Origin of the sequence: Paenibacillus sophorae (assembly GCF_018966525.1) — a bacterium.
GTDB lineage: Bacteria > Bacillota > Bacilli > Paenibacillales > Paenibacillaceae > Paenibacillus_AQ > Paenibacillus_AQ sophorae.
Genome location: NZ_CP076607.1, coordinates 2,086,822 through 2,105,378 on the forward strand (window position 1 = coordinate 2,086,822; position 18,557 = coordinate 2,105,378).

19 protein-coding genes are annotated in these 18,557 nt (G+C 50.5%); 17 read left to right on the top strand and 2 right to left on the bottom strand.

The annotated features are described in order from the left end of the window. The first annotated feature begins 182 nt into the window (after positions 1 to 182). A complete protein-coding gene (locus tag KP014_RS09945; RefSeq protein ID WP_051499791.1) occupies positions 183 to 1,760 on the top strand; it encodes a M14 family metallopeptidase in 1,578 nt (525 codons plus the stop codon). A gap of 164 nt (positions 1,761 to 1,924) precedes the next feature. Here KP014_RS09945 and KP014_RS09950 read toward each other — a convergent pair whose 3' ends face one another. Further along, entirely contained in the window at positions 1,925 to 2,812 is an 888-nt protein-coding gene (locus KP014_RS09950; RefSeq protein ID WP_036593112.1) for an NAD(P)-dependent oxidoreductase, read from the bottom strand. A 321-nt stretch (positions 2,813 to 3,133) separates the two neighbouring features. On the opposite strand from KP014_RS09950, the gene KP014_RS09955 reads away from it, so the two are divergent. From KP014_RS09955 to KP014_RS09965, 3 genes are all read left to right on the top strand, one after another. Continuing rightward, positions 3,134 to 4,489 (top strand): glucose-6-phosphate isomerase, encoded by a 1,356-nt coding sequence (locus KP014_RS09955; protein ID WP_036593111.1) that lies wholly within the window; start codon positions 3,134 to 3,136, stop codon positions 4,487 to 4,489. A 126-nt stretch (positions 4,490 to 4,615) separates the two neighbouring features. Continuing rightward, positions 4,616 to 5,248: a YigZ family protein gene (locus tag KP014_RS09960; RefSeq protein ID WP_036593109.1), complete on the top strand. Its 633-nt coding sequence runs from the start codon at positions 4,616 to 4,618 to the stop codon at positions 5,246 to 5,248. Between the two features lie 4 nt (positions 5,249 to 5,252). Further along, positions 5,253 to 5,834, top strand: a complete 582-nt coding sequence (locus tag KP014_RS09965; RefSeq protein ID WP_036593108.1) for a TetR/AcrR family transcriptional regulator — start codon at positions 5,253 to 5,255, stop codon at positions 5,832 to 5,834. Positions 5,835 to 5,978: 144 nt separating this feature from the next. Here the strand turns inward: KP014_RS09965 and KP014_RS09970 are convergent, their stop codons facing one another. Continuing rightward, entirely contained in the window at positions 5,979 to 6,380 is a 402-nt protein-coding gene (locus tag KP014_RS09970) for a secondary thiamine-phosphate synthase enzyme YjbQ (protein WP_036593107.1), read from the bottom strand. A gap of 199 nt (positions 6,381 to 6,579) precedes the next feature. On the opposite strand from KP014_RS09970, the gene cysT reads away from it, so the two are divergent. The 13 genes from cysT to KP014_RS10030 all read left to right on the top strand — a co-directional run bounded on the left by cysT (position 6,580) and on the right by KP014_RS10030 (position 18,066). Further along, complete coding sequence (gene cysT, locus KP014_RS09975; protein WP_036593105.1) at positions 6,580 to 7,392, top strand: sulfate ABC transporter permease subunit CysT; 813 nt, start codon at positions 6,580 to 6,582, stop codon at positions 7,390 to 7,392. Next, positions 7,392 to 8,189, top strand: a complete 798-nt coding sequence (locus KP014_RS09980) for a sulfate ABC transporter permease (RefSeq protein WP_036593104.1) — start codon at positions 7,392 to 7,394, stop codon at positions 8,187 to 8,189. Before cysT ends, KP014_RS09980 begins: the two co-directional genes overlap by 1 nt. Positions 8,190 to 8,191: 2 nt before the next feature. After that, complete coding sequence (locus KP014_RS09985; protein WP_025696825.1) at positions 8,192 to 9,256, top strand: sulfate/molybdate ABC transporter ATP-binding protein; 1,065 nt, start codon at positions 8,192 to 8,194, stop codon at positions 9,254 to 9,256. A gap of 93 nt (positions 9,257 to 9,349) precedes the next feature. After that, on the top strand, positions 9,350 to 10,405 hold the full coding sequence (locus tag KP014_RS09990) for a sulfate ABC transporter substrate-binding protein (RefSeq protein ID WP_090834014.1): 1,056 nt from the start codon (positions 9,350 to 9,352) through the stop codon (positions 10,403 to 10,405). A 206-nt stretch (positions 10,406 to 10,611) separates the two neighbouring features. After that, a complete protein-coding gene (locus KP014_RS09995; RefSeq protein WP_036593347.1) occupies positions 10,612 to 11,385 on the top strand; it encodes an MBL fold metallo-hydrolase in 774 nt (257 codons plus the stop codon). Between the two features lie 59 nt (positions 11,386 to 11,444). After that, positions 11,445 to 12,002 (top strand): GNAT family N-acetyltransferase, encoded by a 558-nt coding sequence (locus KP014_RS10000; RefSeq protein WP_036593362.1) that lies wholly within the window; start codon positions 11,445 to 11,447, stop codon positions 12,000 to 12,002. A 431-nt stretch (positions 12,003 to 12,433) separates the two neighbouring features. Then, on the top strand, positions 12,434 to 13,759 hold the full coding sequence (locus KP014_RS10005) for an extracellular solute-binding protein (protein WP_036593346.1): 1,326 nt from the start codon (positions 12,434 to 12,436) through the stop codon (positions 13,757 to 13,759). Positions 13,760 to 13,823: 64 nt separating this feature from the next. Then, positions 13,824 to 14,702 carry a carbohydrate ABC transporter permease gene (locus tag KP014_RS10010; protein ID WP_036593344.1) on the top strand — a complete coding sequence of 293 codons (879 nt, stop codon included), beginning with the start codon at positions 13,824 to 13,826 and terminating at the stop codon, positions 14,700 to 14,702. Positions 14,703 to 14,765: 63 nt separating this feature from the next. Continuing rightward, on the top strand, positions 14,766 to 15,554 hold the full coding sequence (locus tag KP014_RS10015) for a carbohydrate ABC transporter permease (RefSeq protein WP_246590690.1): 789 nt from the start codon (positions 14,766 to 14,768) through the stop codon (positions 15,552 to 15,554). 37 nt (positions 15,555 to 15,591) lie between these two features. Continuing rightward, positions 15,592 to 16,524 carry a nucleoside hydrolase gene (locus KP014_RS10020; protein ID WP_036593359.1) on the top strand — a complete coding sequence of 311 codons (933 nt, stop codon included), beginning with the start codon at positions 15,592 to 15,594 and terminating at the stop codon, positions 16,522 to 16,524. Positions 16,525 to 16,878: 354 nt separating this feature from the next. Further along, a complete protein-coding gene (locus KP014_RS29060) occupies positions 16,879 to 17,283 on the top strand; it encodes a phosphotransferase (protein ID WP_254776463.1) in 405 nt (134 codons plus the stop codon). A gap of 50 nt (positions 17,284 to 17,333) precedes the next feature. Then, complete coding sequence (locus KP014_RS29065; RefSeq protein WP_254776462.1) at positions 17,334 to 17,768, top strand: phosphotransferase; 435 nt, start codon at positions 17,334 to 17,336, stop codon at positions 17,766 to 17,768. Between the two features lie 34 nt (positions 17,769 to 17,802). Then, positions 17,803 to 18,066 carry a hypothetical protein gene (locus tag KP014_RS10030; RefSeq protein ID WP_036593343.1) on the top strand — a complete coding sequence of 88 codons (264 nt, stop codon included), beginning with the start codon at positions 17,803 to 17,805 and terminating at the stop codon, positions 18,064 to 18,066. Positions 18,067 to 18,557 lie beyond the last annotated feature (491 nt).

The following is an 18,557-nucleotide window of genomic DNA, read 5'->3' on the forward strand; positions in this document are numbered from 1 at the left end:
ATTTTATTTTCTCTCTGCTCTCTCCTGTGCCGAAAATCGAATGAATTCCTCAATTCACCCTTTGTGCTTACCCGATACGCGTTTAACTGTTATATTCAAATATTCAAAAATAGCAGCCCGGAGACGATGAATATAATGATAGATTCATACATCGATCTAAGGGGCTGGGAACGCTGAAATTAATGCCGTATAAGTCAATCCATTATTCTGTTATTCTATGCCACATTTTTCTGCTGTTTCTATTTATCTTTCAGCCCGGCAGGGCCCAGGCTCAGGCCAATATTGTAAATCCGAAACAAGTCTATTCCTATTCCATTATGCAGCGGGATATTGAAAGATTGGCCGCAGCGTATCCCGACTTGGTGTCCGTTCAGACCTTGGGGAAGACCGCGTACGGGAGAGAGTTGTGGGCTGTAAAGCTTGGCCGCGGAGAGTCTGTACTGTTCCTGAACGGTTCGCATCACGCCCGGGAATGGATGACGACCACGCTGCTGATGAAAATTTTCGATACATACGCTCAAAGCTACTATCTCGACAAACCGATTGGACCCTATGATGTCAGGGAGATACTGAACCATGTCAGCATCTGGATCGTACCAATGGTTAATCCGGACGGTGTAACTTTATCCCAGCAGGGTACCGCCGGTCTGCCGAAAGAGGCAACCGCATTGCTGAACCGCTATAACAGAGGCAGCGCCAATTTTACACGGTGGAAGGCCAACATGCAGGGACTCGACCTGAACCGCCAGTACCCGGCGAATTGGAGCATGATGAAAAACGCCGTCCATTACCCCAACTATCAAAATTACAGCGGGATAAAGCCTGTTCAGGCGCCTGAAGTGAAAATGATGATGGATTTTACCTATAAAATGGACCCGGACATTACGGTTTCTTACCATAGCTCCGGCGGAATTATTTTCTGGCATTACCATACACTTGCCGCGAATCTGGTGCGCGATCGGGAGATCGCCTCCTCACTGGCACGGTTAACTGGGTATAGTCTTGTCCGGCCGGAAAAGAATCCCTCGGGGGGAGGCTATAAAGACTGGTTCATTCAGGAATTCGAACGTCCGGGATTTACCATTGAGATCGGAAATTACGCGGGAGAGGGCAGCCTGCCGCTGAGTGCCTTCGGGAATATATGGGCCGAGAACAGGCAGGTTCCATTATATACAGCTTCGCAGGCTTATAAACTTTGGCTGAAGCGGCAGAGTGTTCAGATTCTTAATCAAAAAATGAGCCTGCTCACAGAAACGCCGGTATATCCGGGGGCGGGAGCCGCCACATCCTCTTCCGTTATCGCTTCGCAGGAGGTGTTGACGCTTGCGCGCAAAGGCGACTGGTACCGAATCAAGACGGGAAGCGGCGCCGGATGGATTCATCCCGCTCCCGGGCATCTCGGTATTGTCGAAGAGATCGATGCGGACGCCGATATCAAGCAAGCAACCGCTTTGCGCAAATATCCTGATGCTTTTGCACCGAAGGTGGCCTTTTTGTCCCAGCAGAGTGTTAAAGTGACGGGCAGGTTAGGCACATGGCTGCGGGTAGCTTCAGGAGAAGGAAAATGGTGGATTGACGGCCGTGAAGCGGTTCTTCGGTGGCCTGTGAAATCCACGGGGACGGATAACGCGAAGGAAGGACCATCCGCTGCGCCTGAGAACGCCGAGCCGGATAGCCCGGCACCGGAGATGACGCCGGCAGCCTCGCCAGTGCCGGTACAGCCGCTTGGCGCAAGCGCTGAAGGCATCTCGGTGCGGTAGATGCAGGTATTCGTGAAATCTGCGAGACGGTAAATTAAGCGTTCCAGCTTGAAGCTCTTCCGAAAGCGGAAGAATACCAAAAAACAGACTGCCTCTATGCAGATCGAAATGCTGCATAGAGGCAGTCTATTTATTATCTCTGAATATTTCGGAAGCTTTTACGCTTATTCGCCTATTTTTTGACCGATCCAGGCCTCGTAGGTTTTGACGACGGCCGAGAGGTCTTCCTCGCCGTAACCCTGAGAGTAGCCCGATTGGAACAGGCTTTTGGCCAATTCCAGCGCCGGAGTAGGCACGCCATTGGCATCGCTCAGAGCCGATGCGAGCTTCAGATCCTTGAGCATCAGCTCCAGTGAGAACTGGTTGCTGAAGTCGCCCTCGATAATTTTGCGGCCCTTCAGTTCAACCTGCTTGCTTCCAGCCGAGCCGTTCCGTATCAGCTCCAGGAATTTGTCCGCTGGTACGCCGGATTTCACCGCGATGGAGAAGCCTTCGGCAAGCGCGATGTTATGGATGCCGACCATCGCGTTATGGGCCAGCTTCGCCGCCGCGCCGCTGCCGTTCTCGCCCATATGCAGCAGGAGCTTGCCCATAGCGTCAAACAGATCGCGATTAGCTTCAATGATATCAGCGCTGCCGCCGACCATAAATACGAGCGTGCCTTCCACCGCGCCCGGCTTGCTGCCGGTTACCGGAGCATCGAGGAAATGCCCGCCCTTGCTCTCGACGGCGGCCGCAATTTCTTTTACAAGTCCGGGAGAGATGGTGCTGGAATCAATCACCACCGCGCCCGGCTTCAGAGATTCCAGTATGCCTTCCGGACCATAAAAAATCTCGCGGATCGAATCGTCATTGCTGACCATGGTAATAATAACATCCTTGCCTTCCGAGGCTGCCTGCGGAGTAGCAGCAGCTGTTGCGCCTTCTTTCACCAGAGGATCGCATTTCGAAGCCGTGCGGTTATACACCGTCAGTTGAAATCCGCCGCGCAGCAGATTGGAGGCCATAGGCGCCCCCATCGTTCCGAGTCCGATAAATCCGATTTGTTTCATAAAATTTCACACCTTTGCTATTAGAGGTAGCAGAAGAACGGAAATAACTGCGGAAGAAGGACTAGACCTGTTCCGAAATCAGTATTTCCCCCCGGACTTCCAGCCTAATCTTTTTTATTTTAGCACGAGCTGGAGAGAGGTTCCAACCCGCAAAAGCCGCTTCTGCAAAGGAAACGCTTCCGTCAAGGCTCGGTATTATCCAAATTGATACTTTTGCCTGTGCCATAGGACCTTGCCAGCCCAGGGAAATTAAAGTATCCTATTATAAAGTTGTTACAATTCGTGTCAAATCGATAGCTAAACAGGAGGGTTCCATTAACGATGTCCAAAAAAATCAGTTTTGATTACAGCAAAGCCCTATCCTTCATTAATCAGCACGAAATCGACTATTTTGCAGCGCCCATCAAATTAGCCCATGAGCAGTTGCATACCAAAACTGGCACAGGTTCCGACTATACCGGATGGATTGATCTTCCCCACGACTACGATAAAGAAGAGTTCGCCCGCATTCAGGCGGCCGCGAAGAAAATTCAGAGCGACTCCGATGTGCTGATCGTTATCGGCATCGGCGGTTCTTACCTGGGAGCCCGCGCAGCGATTGAATCGCTGACCCATTCTTTCTACAACAATCTGGAGAAGGGCAAGCGGAAGACTCCCGAAGTTTATTTTGCAGGAAACAATATCAGCTCGACTTATCTCACCCATTTGATTAATCTTCTTGAAGGCAAGGATTTCTCGGTCAACGTCATTTCCAAATCCGGCACGACTACCGAGCCTGCGATTGCTTTCCGGGTGTTCCGCGCTGAGCTTGAGAAGAAATACGGCAAGGAAGAAGCTCGCAAGCGTATCTACGCTACAACCGACAAGGCAAAAGGCGCGCTCAAGACACTCGCTAACGAAGAGGGTTATGAGTCGTTCATTATTCCGGACGATGTGGGCGGACGCTTTTCCGTACTGACCGCGGTTGGTCTGCTGCCGATTGCCGCTGCCGGCATCGACATCGAAGAAATGATGAAAGGCGCCGCCGCCGCCGCTGACGAGTTCAACAATCCGGATGTGGCGACTAACCAGAGCTATAAATACGCAGCCGTCCGCAACGCTCTTTACCGCAAAGGCAAAACGACGGAAATTCTCGTAAACTACGAGCCGTCGCTTCATTACGTATCGGAATGGTGGAAGCAGCTGTTCGGCGAGAGCGAAGGCAAGGACTTCAAAGGCATTTATCCATCCTCCGTGGATTTCTCGACAGACCTGCACTCGATGGGACAATTCATTCAAGAGGGCAACCGCAACATTTTTGAGACGGTTATCCAAGTGGATCAAGTTCGGGAACATATTACAATTGAGAGCGATCCGGACGATCTGGACGGACTCAACTTCCTGGCCGGACAGACCGTTGACTTCGTGAACAAGAAGGCGTTCCAAGGCACGCTGCTTGCGCATACGGACGGGCAAGTTCCAAACCTGGTTGTCACGATCCCGGATCAAACGCCTTACAGCTTTGGCTATCTCGTATACTTCTTTGAAAAAGCCTGCGGTATCAGCGGATACCTGCTTGGCGTCAACCCGTTCGACCAACCGGGCGTAGAAGCGTACAAGAAGAACATGTTCGCGCTGCTCGGCAAGCCGGGGTACGAGAAAGAAAAAGCGGAACTGGAAGCCAGACTTACCGAGTAGTACGCGATCTCTCCACGACATAACATAACTAAGCGATCCACTGGGAGCAGTCCATAGGTAATCCAATACCGCGGGCTGCTCCTCGTATATATCAAGTCATCATAGGGAATAAGGAATGAATGTATTATGCTGGAACAATACCGGACAGTGCGCTCTTCCGGTTCCAAGGAAATCGTTATCCGCAAGTCGCGATTTATCGGACATGTCATGCCGGTAGAGACGGAAGAAGAAGCCAATCAGTTTATTGAGGATATCAAGAAAAAGCATTGGAATGCCACGCATAACTGTTCCGCTTATATGATCGGGGAACGGGACGAAATTCAGAAGCAGTCGGACGACGGGGAGCCGAGCGGTACGGCGGGGAAGCCCATTCTGGAGGTCATTCGCAGCCAAGGCATCAAAAATGCGGCTATAGTCGTTACACGTTACTTCGGTGGAATCATGCTTGGAGCGGGGGGCCTGATTCGGGCCTACACGGACGGCGCCGTACTGGCGCTTGAAGCCGGCGAGGTCATCACCCGCGTTCTGCACCGTGAAGTGTTTGTGGAATTGGACTATACCTGGCTCGGCAAGGTCGAGAATGAACTAAGGACCCGCGGATCAAAGACTGGCGAAACGGAGTTCACTGACAAGGTTAAGCTGACATGTCTGCCGCGGAATGAAGATGCCGATGCCTTTAAGGCATGGATAACGGATTTGACCCAAGGACAAGCGGTTGTAACGGAAGGCAGGCAGCTTTACTACAGCGAAGGGGAATAAAATTATGGCTAGAAGAGCAGTGGAACAGGAGTTGTCGAGAGAAAGGATTCTGGAGGCGGCTAGACACCTTTTCATTACCAAGGGTTATCGGGCCATCTCCATGCGCAGCATAGGTCAACATCTGGGATACAGTCATGGATCTCTCTATTATCACTTCAAGGAAAAGGCGGAGTTGTTCTATGCCATTGTGGTTGATGATTTCAATCATGTGGCGACGCTGCTCGGCGAGGCGATGAATAGACCTCCGGAAGAAGGAGTAGGCAAAGTGGAACAGTTGATGCTGGAGTTTATCCGCTTCGGGCTGGACCACCCATATCAATACGAAATTATGTTCATGATCCGGGATGAGGAGCTGCTGGCTTACTGTCGCGCGGAACAGGGGAAATGTTTCGATCTGTTCTCCGGCATGGTGCGCCGCTATCTAAAAGAAGAGGGCTATGTGCCGGAAGATTGGCAGAGTGTGCCGCTGACCCTGTTCTTGTCTGCCCACGGATTTATCTCTTATTACATTCAGGACAAAATCAAGTTTGACGATGTGAAATCGGCGGCGTTATCGCATGTCCGGGTGCTGTGCCGCAGTTTGTAATGTATATTTTTTTCCTTTTGCGCTTTACGGCTGTGCATTGGTAATCGAGTGCTCCTCTGCCCTGTAAAAGCAAAAATTGCCAGACAAGTAAAAGACCGATTCGGTGTCTTACTCCGAAATCGGCCTTTTACTTGTGCCCGGAAACTATCCTTCAATGATCTTCACATAATACTGCCGGCGTCTTGGTCCGTCGAACTCGCAAAAATAAATACCCTGCCACCGTCCCAGCAGCAGCTCCCCTTCATGGATGATGATGCTCTGGGATGGACCCGCTGTAATCGATTTGAGATGCGACGCCGTATTGCCTTCCGCATGACGGTACTTTGGATGCTCCCAAGGAAATACCTCATCCAGACGCATCAGCACATCATGCTTCACGTCGGGATCGGCGTTCTCGTTAATTGCAATGCCGGAGGTCGTGTGGGGGCAATATACAACCGCTATTCCGTTCTGCACGCCGCTTTTTCTTACATAAGAAATGACCTCTCTGGTAATATCCCGCAGTTCATCCCGCTTGCTTGTTGAAATCTCGAACGTATGCAGCATGGCGGCTTCCCCTTTCTTAATCGGTTTCAAACCCTTTCAAGAACTATTTTAACCTAAAATGGCTCAAAAGTAATTGACGGTGGCAAGAGGTCAGTGGTAAAGTAGTGATAATTATTAAACCCAGTATATTAATAGGAATTATTTATCGGCACATGGCTAGTATACCGACCCGTCAACCGGAGGTAGGAGGACTTAACTATTGAATTCACTGCTAAGACACAAGGGATGGACCTGGGGATTCCGATCCACAATTTTGCTGTATTTTGTCGTATTAATCGTGCTTCCGATTCTTGGCGTCTACTACAACTCATTTTCGCTCGGTCTCAAAAATTTTGTCGAAAGCATATCTGACCCGATCGCCTGGCGATCTGTGCTGCTTACACTGAGACTGGCGCTTATTGCGGCCATTATCAATGTCGCTCTGGGCACTATGATCGCCTGGGTGCTGGTCCGCTACAAATTTCCCCTAAGGCCGCTGCTTAACAGTCTGGTAGATCTGCCATTCGCTCTGCCGACTGCAGTTGGAGGACTGATGATTCTTCTGCTGCTCGGCCCGGGAAGCCTGATCGGAGGAGCGGCGGAATCGCTAGGTTTGGAAATCGTCTTCCATCAGCCGGCCATTGTGATTGCGATGATCTTCGTAACGTTTCCTTTTGTGATCCGGGCGGTACAACCGCTGCTGGAAGAGCTTGACCCTTCCGAGGAAGAGGCAGCCTACACGATGGGAGCCACGGGCATTCGGGTATTCCGGAAGGTTATTTTGCCGTCAATGGCACCCGGAATGATTGGAGGCGGCATGCTTGCCTTCTCCAGAGCTCTGGCTGAATTTGGAGCGGTAGTACTGGTAGCGGGCAATATTCCGGGGCGTACTCTCGTCTCGTCGGTCTTCATCTATGGAGAGGTGGAGAGCGACAATCCTACGGGAGCAGCGGCCGTATCCATCATTTTGCTGACCCTATCCTTCCTGATCCTCTGGCTGATCAATATGGCACAGATGAGGGGGAGAAGATGATGAGACGGCTGTGGATTGGACTAACATATATCATTTTCTTTCTGTTGATAGCCGCTCCCCTGGGCAAGATGATTACGGGTGCCTTCAGCCAGGGCCTTTCTGGATTCTGGGAGGCCCTGACAAGGCCGGAGGCGCTGCATGCGCTGATGATGACGGCTCTGGTTGTTATAGCGGTGACGGTGCTGAACACGTTGTTCGGCATTATGACGGCTCTGTATCTTGTTCGGGCTGACTGGTTGGGCTCCCGGCTGAAGAGTCTGCTCAACAGTATTGTCGATCTGCCGTATGCGGTGTCGCCTGTCATTGGCGGATTGATGATCGTCCTGCTGCTCGGTCCGGACAGCGCACTCGGTGCGGTGTTTGAACATATTGGCTTCAATATCGTCTATGCCTTCCCCGGAATGGTCATTGCCACCCTGTTCGTCACATTTCCGCTGATGGTCAGGGAAGTGATGCCCGTTCTGCAGGAAATCGGCGGACAGCAGGAGGAGGCCGCTTCAACGCTTGGAGCGCATGGGTGGACGACCTTCTGGAAGGTGACCTGGCCTTCGATCCAATGGGCGGTAATCTACGGCGTCATTCTTACGGTTGCCCGCTCGCTGGGTGAATTCGGGGCCGTGCTGGTCGTCTCGGGCAATATTATGAACAAGACCCAGACCGCGACGACGCTGGTTTACCAGGATGTCGAGAACTTTAATGTAACGGCGGCGGGCGGCGTCGCGCTGGTGTTGGCCGCTTTTTCGGTAGGACTTCTACTGCTCATGGAATGGAGCAAGAAAAGAAAGGAAGTGCGTTAATCATGCACGTGGAAGTACGCGGTCTGAACAAGCATTTTGGCAATTTTCATGCGGTAAAGGATGTCAGCTTTGAAATTACGAAAGGTCATTTGATTGGACTGCTTGGCCCGAGCGGCGGCGGTAAAACGTCGATCCTGCGGATGCTGGCAGGCCTCGAAACGCCGGATGCCGGCGAAATTGTCTTCCATGGCCAGGTAGTCAACAATCTGCCGCCGCAGGAGCGCGGGATCGGCTTCGTGTTCCAGAATTACGCGCTTTTCAAGCATATGACGGTATTCGACAATATTGCCTTCGGGCTGAAAGTGAAAAAAGCGAATAAAAGCTTCATCCGCGACCGTGTGATGGAACTGGTGGAGCTGACGGGGCTTAAAGGCTTCGAGAAACGGTATCCGCAGCAGCTGTCAGGCGGACAGCGCCAGCGGGTGGCGTTCGCCCGGGCGCTTGCGCCGGAGCCGCAGCTGCTGCTGCTCGACGAGCCGTTTGCTGCGATCGACGCCAAGATTCGTCAAGAGCTCCGTTCCTGGCTGCGGGAACTGATCGAACGCGTCGGAATCACTTCGATATTCGTGACGCATGACCAGGACGAAGCAATCGAAGTCGCTGACGAGATTATGATTATCAACCAGGGCCGTCTGGAACAGAAGGGCACGCCATGGGATATTTACAAGGAGCCGAAGACGACATTCGTGGCAACCTTTATCGGCGAGTCTACTCTGATCGAAAACGCCGCCGAATTGAAAGGGTTCAAGCCTGCTGAGGGCAGCCAGCCTACGAAAGCGCTGATCCGTCCCGAATACATCGAGGTAGGTGATCGCGAGGAGTTCAGTGTGGCTTCTGCAACCGAGAAGGGAATCGTCAAGCATCTGCAATTCCGGGGCAGTGAATGGCTGGTCGAGGTGGAAGTGAACGGCCACAAGCTGGTAACCTACCGTTCACTGGAGAAGGAGACGCTGCAGGTGGGGCAGGAGATTGCCGTACTGGTGCACCGCGCATACCTGTTTAACGACGAGCGCAGCTGGATTCAGGAGAACAGCCTGAAGGAAGACCCGATGCCGGTATACATTTAAAATATAAGAATCCCCCCGCAAAGTAATCGGCAGCTAGCTTTGAAAGCATCGGGATCACTTTGTGGGGTATTTTTATCAGGAATGAGGCTTGGAATGAAGCATTTCAAAAGGAGCAGACAACTGCACGGATGGCTTGCCGTATTGCTGCTGGCGCTTACAATCTCCGGCTGCGGGAATAAAGTTAGCAGCCAGGCGGACGCGGCGTCAAAAAGCGATGTAACTCTAGTTATTGGTGCATACAGCGTGGCAAAGGATGCGATGGCGGATATTTTGCCGCTGTTTGCGGAGAAGTGGAAGGCTGAAACAGGACAGACGATAACGTTCCAGCAGTCGTACGAGGCTTCAGGAACCCAGGCCCGGGCAATTGCCGGCGGGTTCGAGGCTGATGTGACGCTTCTCGCGATGGAGGGCGATGTCGACAAGCTCGTCAAGGCGGGGTTTGTGGACTCATCCTGGAAGAAGCGGGGCGAGAACGGCATGGTGACGCGTTCGGTTGTCGTGATAGGGACGCGCGAAGGCAACCCGAAGGGAATTAAGGATTTTGCCGATTTGACCAAACCCGGCATCAAAGTGCTGTACCCTAATCCGAAGACCTCTGGCGGCGCGCAGTGGGATATCAACGCAATCTATGGCGCGGGGTTGAAGCAGTCGGAGGAAAAGGAAGGTCTTAAGGACCCGGCGGCAGCCAAGAGCTTTCTGACAAGCGTACACGCCAATGTGGAGTCGCTGGATAAGAGCGGACGCGCATCGATGGCTGCGTTCGAGTATGGCGTGGGTGATGTTATTGTAACCTATGAGAATGAACTGCTGGCACGGATTGCCCAGGGCGTGAAGTACGAGGTGGTCATTCCCAAGGATACAATTCTGATTGAGAATCCGGCGGCGGTGGTCGATAAATACGTCGATAAGCATGGCACGCGGGAGGCGGCCGAGGCTTTCGTGAACTTCCTGCTGACGTCTGAGGCGCAGGAGATCTTCGCAAAGCACGGATTCCGGCCCGTTGACCAAGAAGTGTACGAGGCGAACAAGAGCCGGTTCCCTGTTCCCCCGGGATTATTCGATATCAGCTACCTGGGCGGATGGGACAAGGTGCGGAGCACGCTGTACTCGAAACGGGGTGTATGGTACCAGGTGCTTGCGGGGATTTAAAAAGAGTATCAGCAGACCGTTCTTCAGAGAACGGTCTGCTTTTTATCTAGAGCCTGAGATAACCAATTGTTTGCGTGCAGCCCCAATCTCGTTGAACAGCCTTGACTCGCTTAGGAGTTGCGACCGATTATGCAGATAGCGTTTCCTATTTTATAATATTAGAAAGATTATACATTCTGAGCGAGGATAGAAGGGGGAGAACGAGAATGGATACTTTAATGTTCTTGGGTACGGGCGACGCCATGGGTACGCCAAGAGTATACTGCGGCTGTCCGGTATGCGAGGAAGCGAGAACAGGCGGAATGAACGCTCGGCTGCGATCCTCCGTGCTGGTGGATAATGGAGACGATTTCTTCGTAATCGATTGCGGGCCGGACTGGCGGCGGCAGATGGAGGCGCTGAATATTCGCGTCATGCGCAGGCTGCTGGTGACCCATGGCCACTTCGACCATATCGGCGGTCTGCCGGAATGGGCGGATGCCTGCCGCTGGACGGGGATCAAGGGAGAGCTGTATGCGCCGGCGGAGGTCATTCCGGTCATTTTGCGGCAGTATCCTTGGCTGGGAAGCCAGATCGAGCTGATGCCCCTTGATGAAGGGATAATGCTGGACGGATGGCAAATCGCTGCTTGGAGGGTAAATCACGGCAAGAACGGCTACTCCTACGCTTTTCGGCTGGAAAAGGAAGGCTATGCCTGGGTATACTGCCCGGATTCAATTTCCTTGGGGGATGAGGAGACCCGGTTAATGGGGGAAGCGGATCTGCTTGTGTTGGGTACAAGCTTTTACCATGAGGAAGCTGAGCTGTCGACCCGTTCCGTCTATGATATGACCGAGGCGGCGGTGCTTCTTGCGGATGTGCAGCCGCGCCGCGCCGTTTATACACATATGTCGCATGATGTGGATCTGAGGAAGCCCTACAACCTGCCGGAAAATGTGGAGCTGGCGCGTACAGGGATGCGGATCAGCTTAGGAGGATAACCTGTAAAATCCGAAGACGTTGGAGATGATAAGCCTTGAAGAATGCAATCGACCCGATTATGATTTCTTTTCCCGAGAGCTTAGAGACGGATAGGCTGCTGATCCGCGCCCCGCTGTGGGGAGACGGAGCCGCGATGAACGAAGCGATCATCGAGAGCCTGGAGGAGCTGCGTCCGTGGATGCCTTTTGCCAGAAAGGCTCCCACCATGGAAGAATCGGAAGCCTTCGCCCGGCAGACGCGGCTGGATTTCCTGAAGCGCTCGGATCTGCATCTGAGAATTTTCAATAACCTTACCGGAGAGTTCATCGGCTGCAGCGGCCTGCACCGGATCGATTGGGATATCCGCAGCTTCGAGATCGGCTACTGGATCAGGACTTCCTGTGCGGGGAACGGATATATTACGGAGGCAGTGAAAGGAATTACCGATTTCGCCATTCGCGAACTTGCGGCGAACCGGATCGAGATCCGCTGTAACGCGAAGAACGTCAAAAGCGCGTCCGTGGCGGAACGTACGGGCTATACGCTGGAGGGCATTCTGAGAAACAACCGGCTGGCGGAGAACGGAGAGCTGGGCGATACTAAGGTGTACGCTAAGGTGCGGGGTTCAGAGTTTTAGAAGCCAGGGGGAGTAAAATATCCGCTTGATGCGGAGGCTGATAAATCGTTCCAAATGGAATACGTACTAATCGGTGCGAACATCAAGTTCACATAGAGCCGTCACATTAATTGTGGCGGCTCTATGCGTTTTTTCGGATAAATATCCAAATTCCTCCGCTGCTGCCACATAAACTATTTACAATTTTATTATCGCAAAATTTAAATAGTAGCCTTTTTACAGACTGTCTAATGTCTCGGAAAATGAAAGAATGCTAAGGTGTGATTAATTCTGACAAGCCTGATTTCCAGGTTAGTTTAACTGACATAAAGTTAACTGACATAAAAGGGAGCTAAGGGGTCAGCCTAATTTTCAGACAAAAGGGGGAAGGGTCGAACTAAGGGTCAAATTCAGTCGTCTTTGCTTGCTAAACAAAATTAGGAGGCTTGTTAATGAAGATGAAATGGGCTAAGACATTCTGGGTGTATTTGCTGGTGACTGCGATGATTGGAGTCCTGTCGGCTTGCGGCCAACCGGAGAATACAGATACTGCCTCCAGTAACGCGGGCAATACGGAGCAGAAGCAGGTAGTACTTTCATTCATGACAACCTGGTCGGAGTCAGATCCGTTTACAGGCGTCTATTATAAAAATGCAATGGCTTTCGAGAAAGCCAATCCGGATATTAAGCTGGATATTGAAACTATTCCTTACAATGATTATGGAGTCAAATTGAATACAACAGCGGCTGCGGGCAACCTGACCGACTTGATTCTGATGATCGGTGGGGGCTCCATGTTCGAACAGATCGCTCGTTCCGGTGCGCTGATGCCGATTGACGATATGATGGGCCACTGGAAGGAAGATTTTTTACCGTCCTCCAAAATTAAGGAATTTAATGTCGATGGCAAGCAGTACGGGATTCCGGGCGAGGTTTCATATGCTACTGTCATTTATTACAACAAAAAAATACTAAAAGACGCGGGCTATTCCGAATTTCCGAAGACGTATGATGCTTTCAAAGCGATGGTGAAGGATCTGAAAGCCAAAAATATTACTCCTATCGCCTATGGCAATAAAACGGGCAGCGTCCTGTTGGCGTCTCTGCTTTCCCCTCTTAACGAAAGAATTTCGGGTTCCAGTCTTTATGCGCAAATCAAGTCGGGAGAACAGAAGTTTACCGGCCCGGAATTTATGACCGCTCTGAAGGATATCAAGGAGCTTTCTGATATGGGAGCTTTTAACGTCGATCTTAACAGTATTGACAATGTCCAAGCCACCAATCTGTTCCTCTCCGGGAATTCCGCCATGTATATAGACGGCAGCTGGGGAGCGAAGCAAATTTCCAAAGACAAAGCCGCGGATTTGGAAGTAGGCTTCGCCATATTCCCGCAAATCGAGGGAGGCAAGGGCAGCATGTCCACCATGCCGGGCGGGACAAATCAGGGGGTTGTTCTGAACGCGAAGCTGGATGACGCCAAGAAGGCGGCGGCCGAGAAATTCCTGCAATTCATGTACAGCGAGGAATCGTACCAAAATATTATCCGGGACGGAAACATGGTTCCGGCCAATGTGGAAGCGCCAGCGGATATCGATCCGTTGTTCAAAGAGATGACGGGTGTATTTGCTGATGTTAAGGAAGTTACTCCGGTATATGACATCGTGATGCCAGCCACCGTAGTCACGGCAACCAAGAACGGCCTTCAAGGACTGACTACCCCAGGAGGAAGCACTCCAGAGGCCGTAGCGGAGGAACTTCAGAAGGAATTGGGCCAATAATGTTCTTCGGGCGGAGGGCTGAACCTTGGGCTCTTCGCCTTCAATTCTATCGGAGGTACCGCATATGCAGATGTTTCTTCGCCACAAATGGATCATAGCCGCCGGCCTCATTCCAGCCGTGGTCATATACACAATGTTCTCGATCTATCCGATTCTGAGCTCCGTCTACTACTCCTTCTTCAAGTGGGACGGGTTCTCCCCGAAACAGTGGCACGGGCTTCAGAATTACATCAATTTGATCGAAGACGGCGTATTTTGGCAATCTATCCGCAACAACCTTTATTTCGTGCTCTTTTCGGTACTTGGGGAAATCCCGCTTGGCTTGTATCTGGCCATTATGCTCAACGGAAAGCTATTCCGCAAAGGCGGAATTTTCAGAACGGTCTTCTTCATGCCCGTGGTTATATCGACCATTGTCGTTTCCCTGATCTGGAATATGTTCTACAATTACCAATTTGGCCTGGTTAATACGGCGCTTCGGGCTGTCGGTCTGGATCATTGGGCTCAGAACTGGCTTGGTAATCCGGCGCTTGCCATCTTTGTGCTGTGCATTGTCGTCGTCTGGCAGTACACCGGGCTGTACATGGTCATTTTTCTGGCCGCGCTGCAAAATGTGCCGTCGGAGGTGCTGGAAGCAGCGGAGCTGGATGGAGCTGTCGGTATAAAAAGAACCTGGCATATCGTGGTGCCGATCATAGCGGACACGATTTTTGCTGCGGTGGTGCTATGCATAAGCGGAGCGCTTCGGGCGTTCGATTTGATCTATATCATGACTAACGGAGGACCCAGCCATTCCACGGAAGTGGGCGCCACTTATATGTTTACTCAAACATTCAGCTCGATGAAGTACGGTTATGGGAGCGCGATTTCCACAGCCATCATCATTATCAGCTTCGGCCTGATTGTCTTAAGCCAGTTCATTTTGCGAACTCTGAAGAGGTGATTCTTCTTAATGGTACAACGACTGCGAACCAAACGGCCCCTTTCGGCTCATATGCACCGCTTTGTGCTTTTGCTGTTGCTCGTTATCAATATTTATCCTCTTCTTTGGATGATTCTCAATTCATTGAAAACCGAGCGGGAGCTGTCCACGAATCCGTTTGGAGTAGCCCGCGAGCCGGTCTGGAGCAATTATATTGAAGCGTGGAAAGTAGCGAAGCTGGGTCCGTATCTTGTCAACAGTATTATTGTTACTCTGTCCGCGGTAGTACTCACGCTGCTGGTTGGAGCCTTGGCCGCGTTCTTTCTGAGCCGGTTTGAGTTCAAATCCAAAGGCTTTCTGCTCGTCTATTTCACCTTCGGCATGCTGATCCCGATCCATGCAACACTCGTTCCCTTATTCATTGAAATGCGCAGCCTGAATCTTATGGATAACCGGTTGACCCTGCTGCTGCCCTATACCGCTTTCAATCTGCCGATTACCATATTCATTCTGGCCGGATTCATGAATGCCTTTCCTAAGGAAGTGGAAGAGGCCGGGATTATGGATGGCTGCAGCGTAATGGGCATTTTCGGGAGGCTGATTCTTCCTATGCTGACACCTGCGCTGGCGACAGCCTTCATCATTAATTTTCTGAACAACTGGAACGAATTTTCCTTCGCGCTGGTGCTGATTAACGATGGAGCTTTAAAGACGCTTCCGCTCGGCCTGGCCAATTTTGCCGGTCAGTACAACCGCAGCTATACGCTGCAAATGGCGGGATTGACCATAGTTCTGGTGCCTACGCTTCTGTTCTATCTTTCTGTACAAAAATATTTGACCGCCGGGATGACCGCGGGAGCGGTCAAAGGATAGCAGTGTCCGGTTCCGGACCAGCCTTGGAGTGAAGAGAATAATGAAACGAAAAATAATTATCGATTGCGATCCCGGACATGACGACGCGATAGCGATCCTGGTCGCCGCGGCGCATCCCGATCTGGAACTGCTCGCTATAACCACGGTAGCCGGAAACGCGGAACTGGGGAAGACAACGCTTAACGCGCTCAAGGTGTGCGAAATTGCGGGACTAAGCGGGGTACCGGTCGCCCGGGGCGCTAGCAATCCCCTGGTAAGGAATAGAGAAGCCGCTTCGGAAATTCACGGCAATTCCGGCATGGACGGGCCCATGCTGCCCGATCCACTGCTCCGGGAGACGGAAGAGCATGCCGTCGATTTGATCATCCGCATGCTGATGGAGTCAGGCGGCGACATTACCCTCGTTCCCGTAGGGCCGCTGACCAATATTGCCATGGCGATCCGCCGGGAGCCGCGCATTGTTCCCAAAATCCAGGAAATCGTCCTGATGGGCGGCGGAACGTTCGGGAATTGGACACCGGCCGCGGAGTTCAACATTTGGGCCGATGCGGAAGCCGCTCAGGTCGTGTTCGGCAGCGGCGCTCCGGTAACGATGATCGGACTGGATGCTACCCATCAGGCGCTGGCGACTCCTGAGATTAACGAACGGATTATGGCAATCGCTAACCCGGTTGCCGGATTCGTAGGGGAGCTGCTCTCCTTTTTCGGAAAGACCTATAAGGAATTCTTCGATTTCGATGCTCCGCCCGTACATGATGTGTGCAGCGTAGTCTACTGTATCGATCCGTCGGTGTTTGACTGCCGCTTCCTGAACGTAGCCGTCGAGACCAGAGGCGAGCTGAGCTACGGCATGACGCTGGTCGATATTCATGGTGTGACGGGCAGGCCGCCTAATACCACGGTTGCGCTAGGCCTTCATCACGGGAAACTGTGGGACATCATCATCGGCGCGCTGAGCCGCTACGAATAGAAGGGATTCTGTGCCGCGAATTAATTGAAATAAAAAAAGGGATTTTCTTAAGGCTGTTGAAGATTATATAGTAGGTAAATTCTAGAATAACTTCTGGGGGGTCAATATGAAATTATTGTCCATCCAATCGGTGTAGGAATGTTCAGTGAGGAACAGTTCGACGAATGGATAAATGAAGCAAAAGGATTGCTGTTACATATAAAACAATGATTATTGGTACGAGTCACGCCGATAGCTCATTCAGAGGTAACGATGTATCCATAGCTCAATTAATAAAAAGAGAAATGTTTCTGCTACCGAAAACGATAAATAACGCTACTAAAAGCAGCCGACCATTCGGTTGCTTTTAAACTTATGGGCAGGAAAAAACGAGGATGGTTAAATCTTAAATGGAAAGTTACAACTGAATCAGGGCAATTTTTACTTAAACAATACAACAAGGAAAGATATCAATTATATAATCAAGAGGAATTATTATTTGCATTCTCTCAGCAAGTTAGATTATACAACCAAGGACTTCCATGTCCCAATTTATTATCACATAATGAAACTATTTTACTTGATTCAGAAAACGGAGAACGTTTCATGGTGATGGAATATTGTCCGGGCTTATTAATTTCCCCAGGTAAAATCAACGTACATCAAATTTATGATTTGGGTCGTGTAACAGGTAAAATGCACCGATTGCTAAACGATGGGACACTTGGGTTGAAACCCCCCAAAAAAAATTTATTCCTCCAAGCCGTGAGAAGCGTCTAGCACATTGGAATTCGGTTTGGGAACAAGTAAAGGAAGTCGAAAAGGATCAGTTGCTTGCTGACATAGAAATACAACGCAGAGCAACTGAAGATATAAATTTAGAAATACTCGAATCCCTTCAATTAGGATGGGCACATCGTGACTTATGGGTCGATAATCTTTTATTCAATGATAGCCAATTAACAGCAATTCTTGATTTTGATCGACTTAATTATGATTATCCGCAACTTGACGTTGCCCGTGCCGTAATGTCATGTGCTTTAGATAATAGTTTGGATGTCTCCCTCGCTTCAGCGTTTATTGAAGGATATAGTGAGGAACGATCTGTGACGGAGGGTTATTTAACAAATTATGCTAACGAAGAAACGATAGGGAAGGAGCTTACCTGGCAGCATCTCTTTTTTTGTTCATCAAGTAACTGGCAGGATAATGGAGTAACAAACCGCTATATTATGGTAATATTGGATTACTCGCAATGGAGGTGAGTTAACCATAATAAACGGACAGAGGTGGGGAGTCATGAGAAGATCATTCTTAATAGCTGGATCAACTTTCTTATTATCCGGAACCTTACTATTTGGTATGGTATATTTGGCAATTGCAAACTATGTTCCACATATGACGGGATGGAGCGATCCTCCTGGAAAATTCTCATTGGCTCTGGATGCAACGATGCTGAGAGTACCCTATATAATAAGTATTTTGTTCATGGTTGTTGGTGCTATATTGTTTGCAGTTGCTATTTATAAGGAGTTAACGAATAAGAATTTAGAAGCACATTGAACGACTACATCAACAACTTACGCTATTCTTTAAAAAAGCTCGAGTCCTTCTCGCGTATGCTCGAAATAGAATGTTCATTTGTATGGTTATCCACGATCTAAAAAAGCCTGTCTGTGGCTTTCTTCTTTAGAAAATATCTAACCCGATAACAGGATTCATCTGATCTCTCCTTGATGTAAATTTACCGGCAGCCCCTATATATTTTCTTGTCGCTCCATAGCATCGCATATGATACGGGATCTTTGTCCCAACCGGCCTCAATCATGGTCATGACAAGTAAAGGTGAACATTATAGCTCTCGGGATCAAGTCCCACAGGCAAGTACGTTCGACCCGGCTACCTTAATCCTCTAAGCAAATGAAAAAAGGATCAACCAGAAAGAACTGGTTGACCTCATAATACGAAGGGCAGGATAATGGAGTAACTGTATTGAATTTCCTGCTTTATCTAAATAGGCCTCCCATTTCGCGAATCGATGAGATGACTTGAGG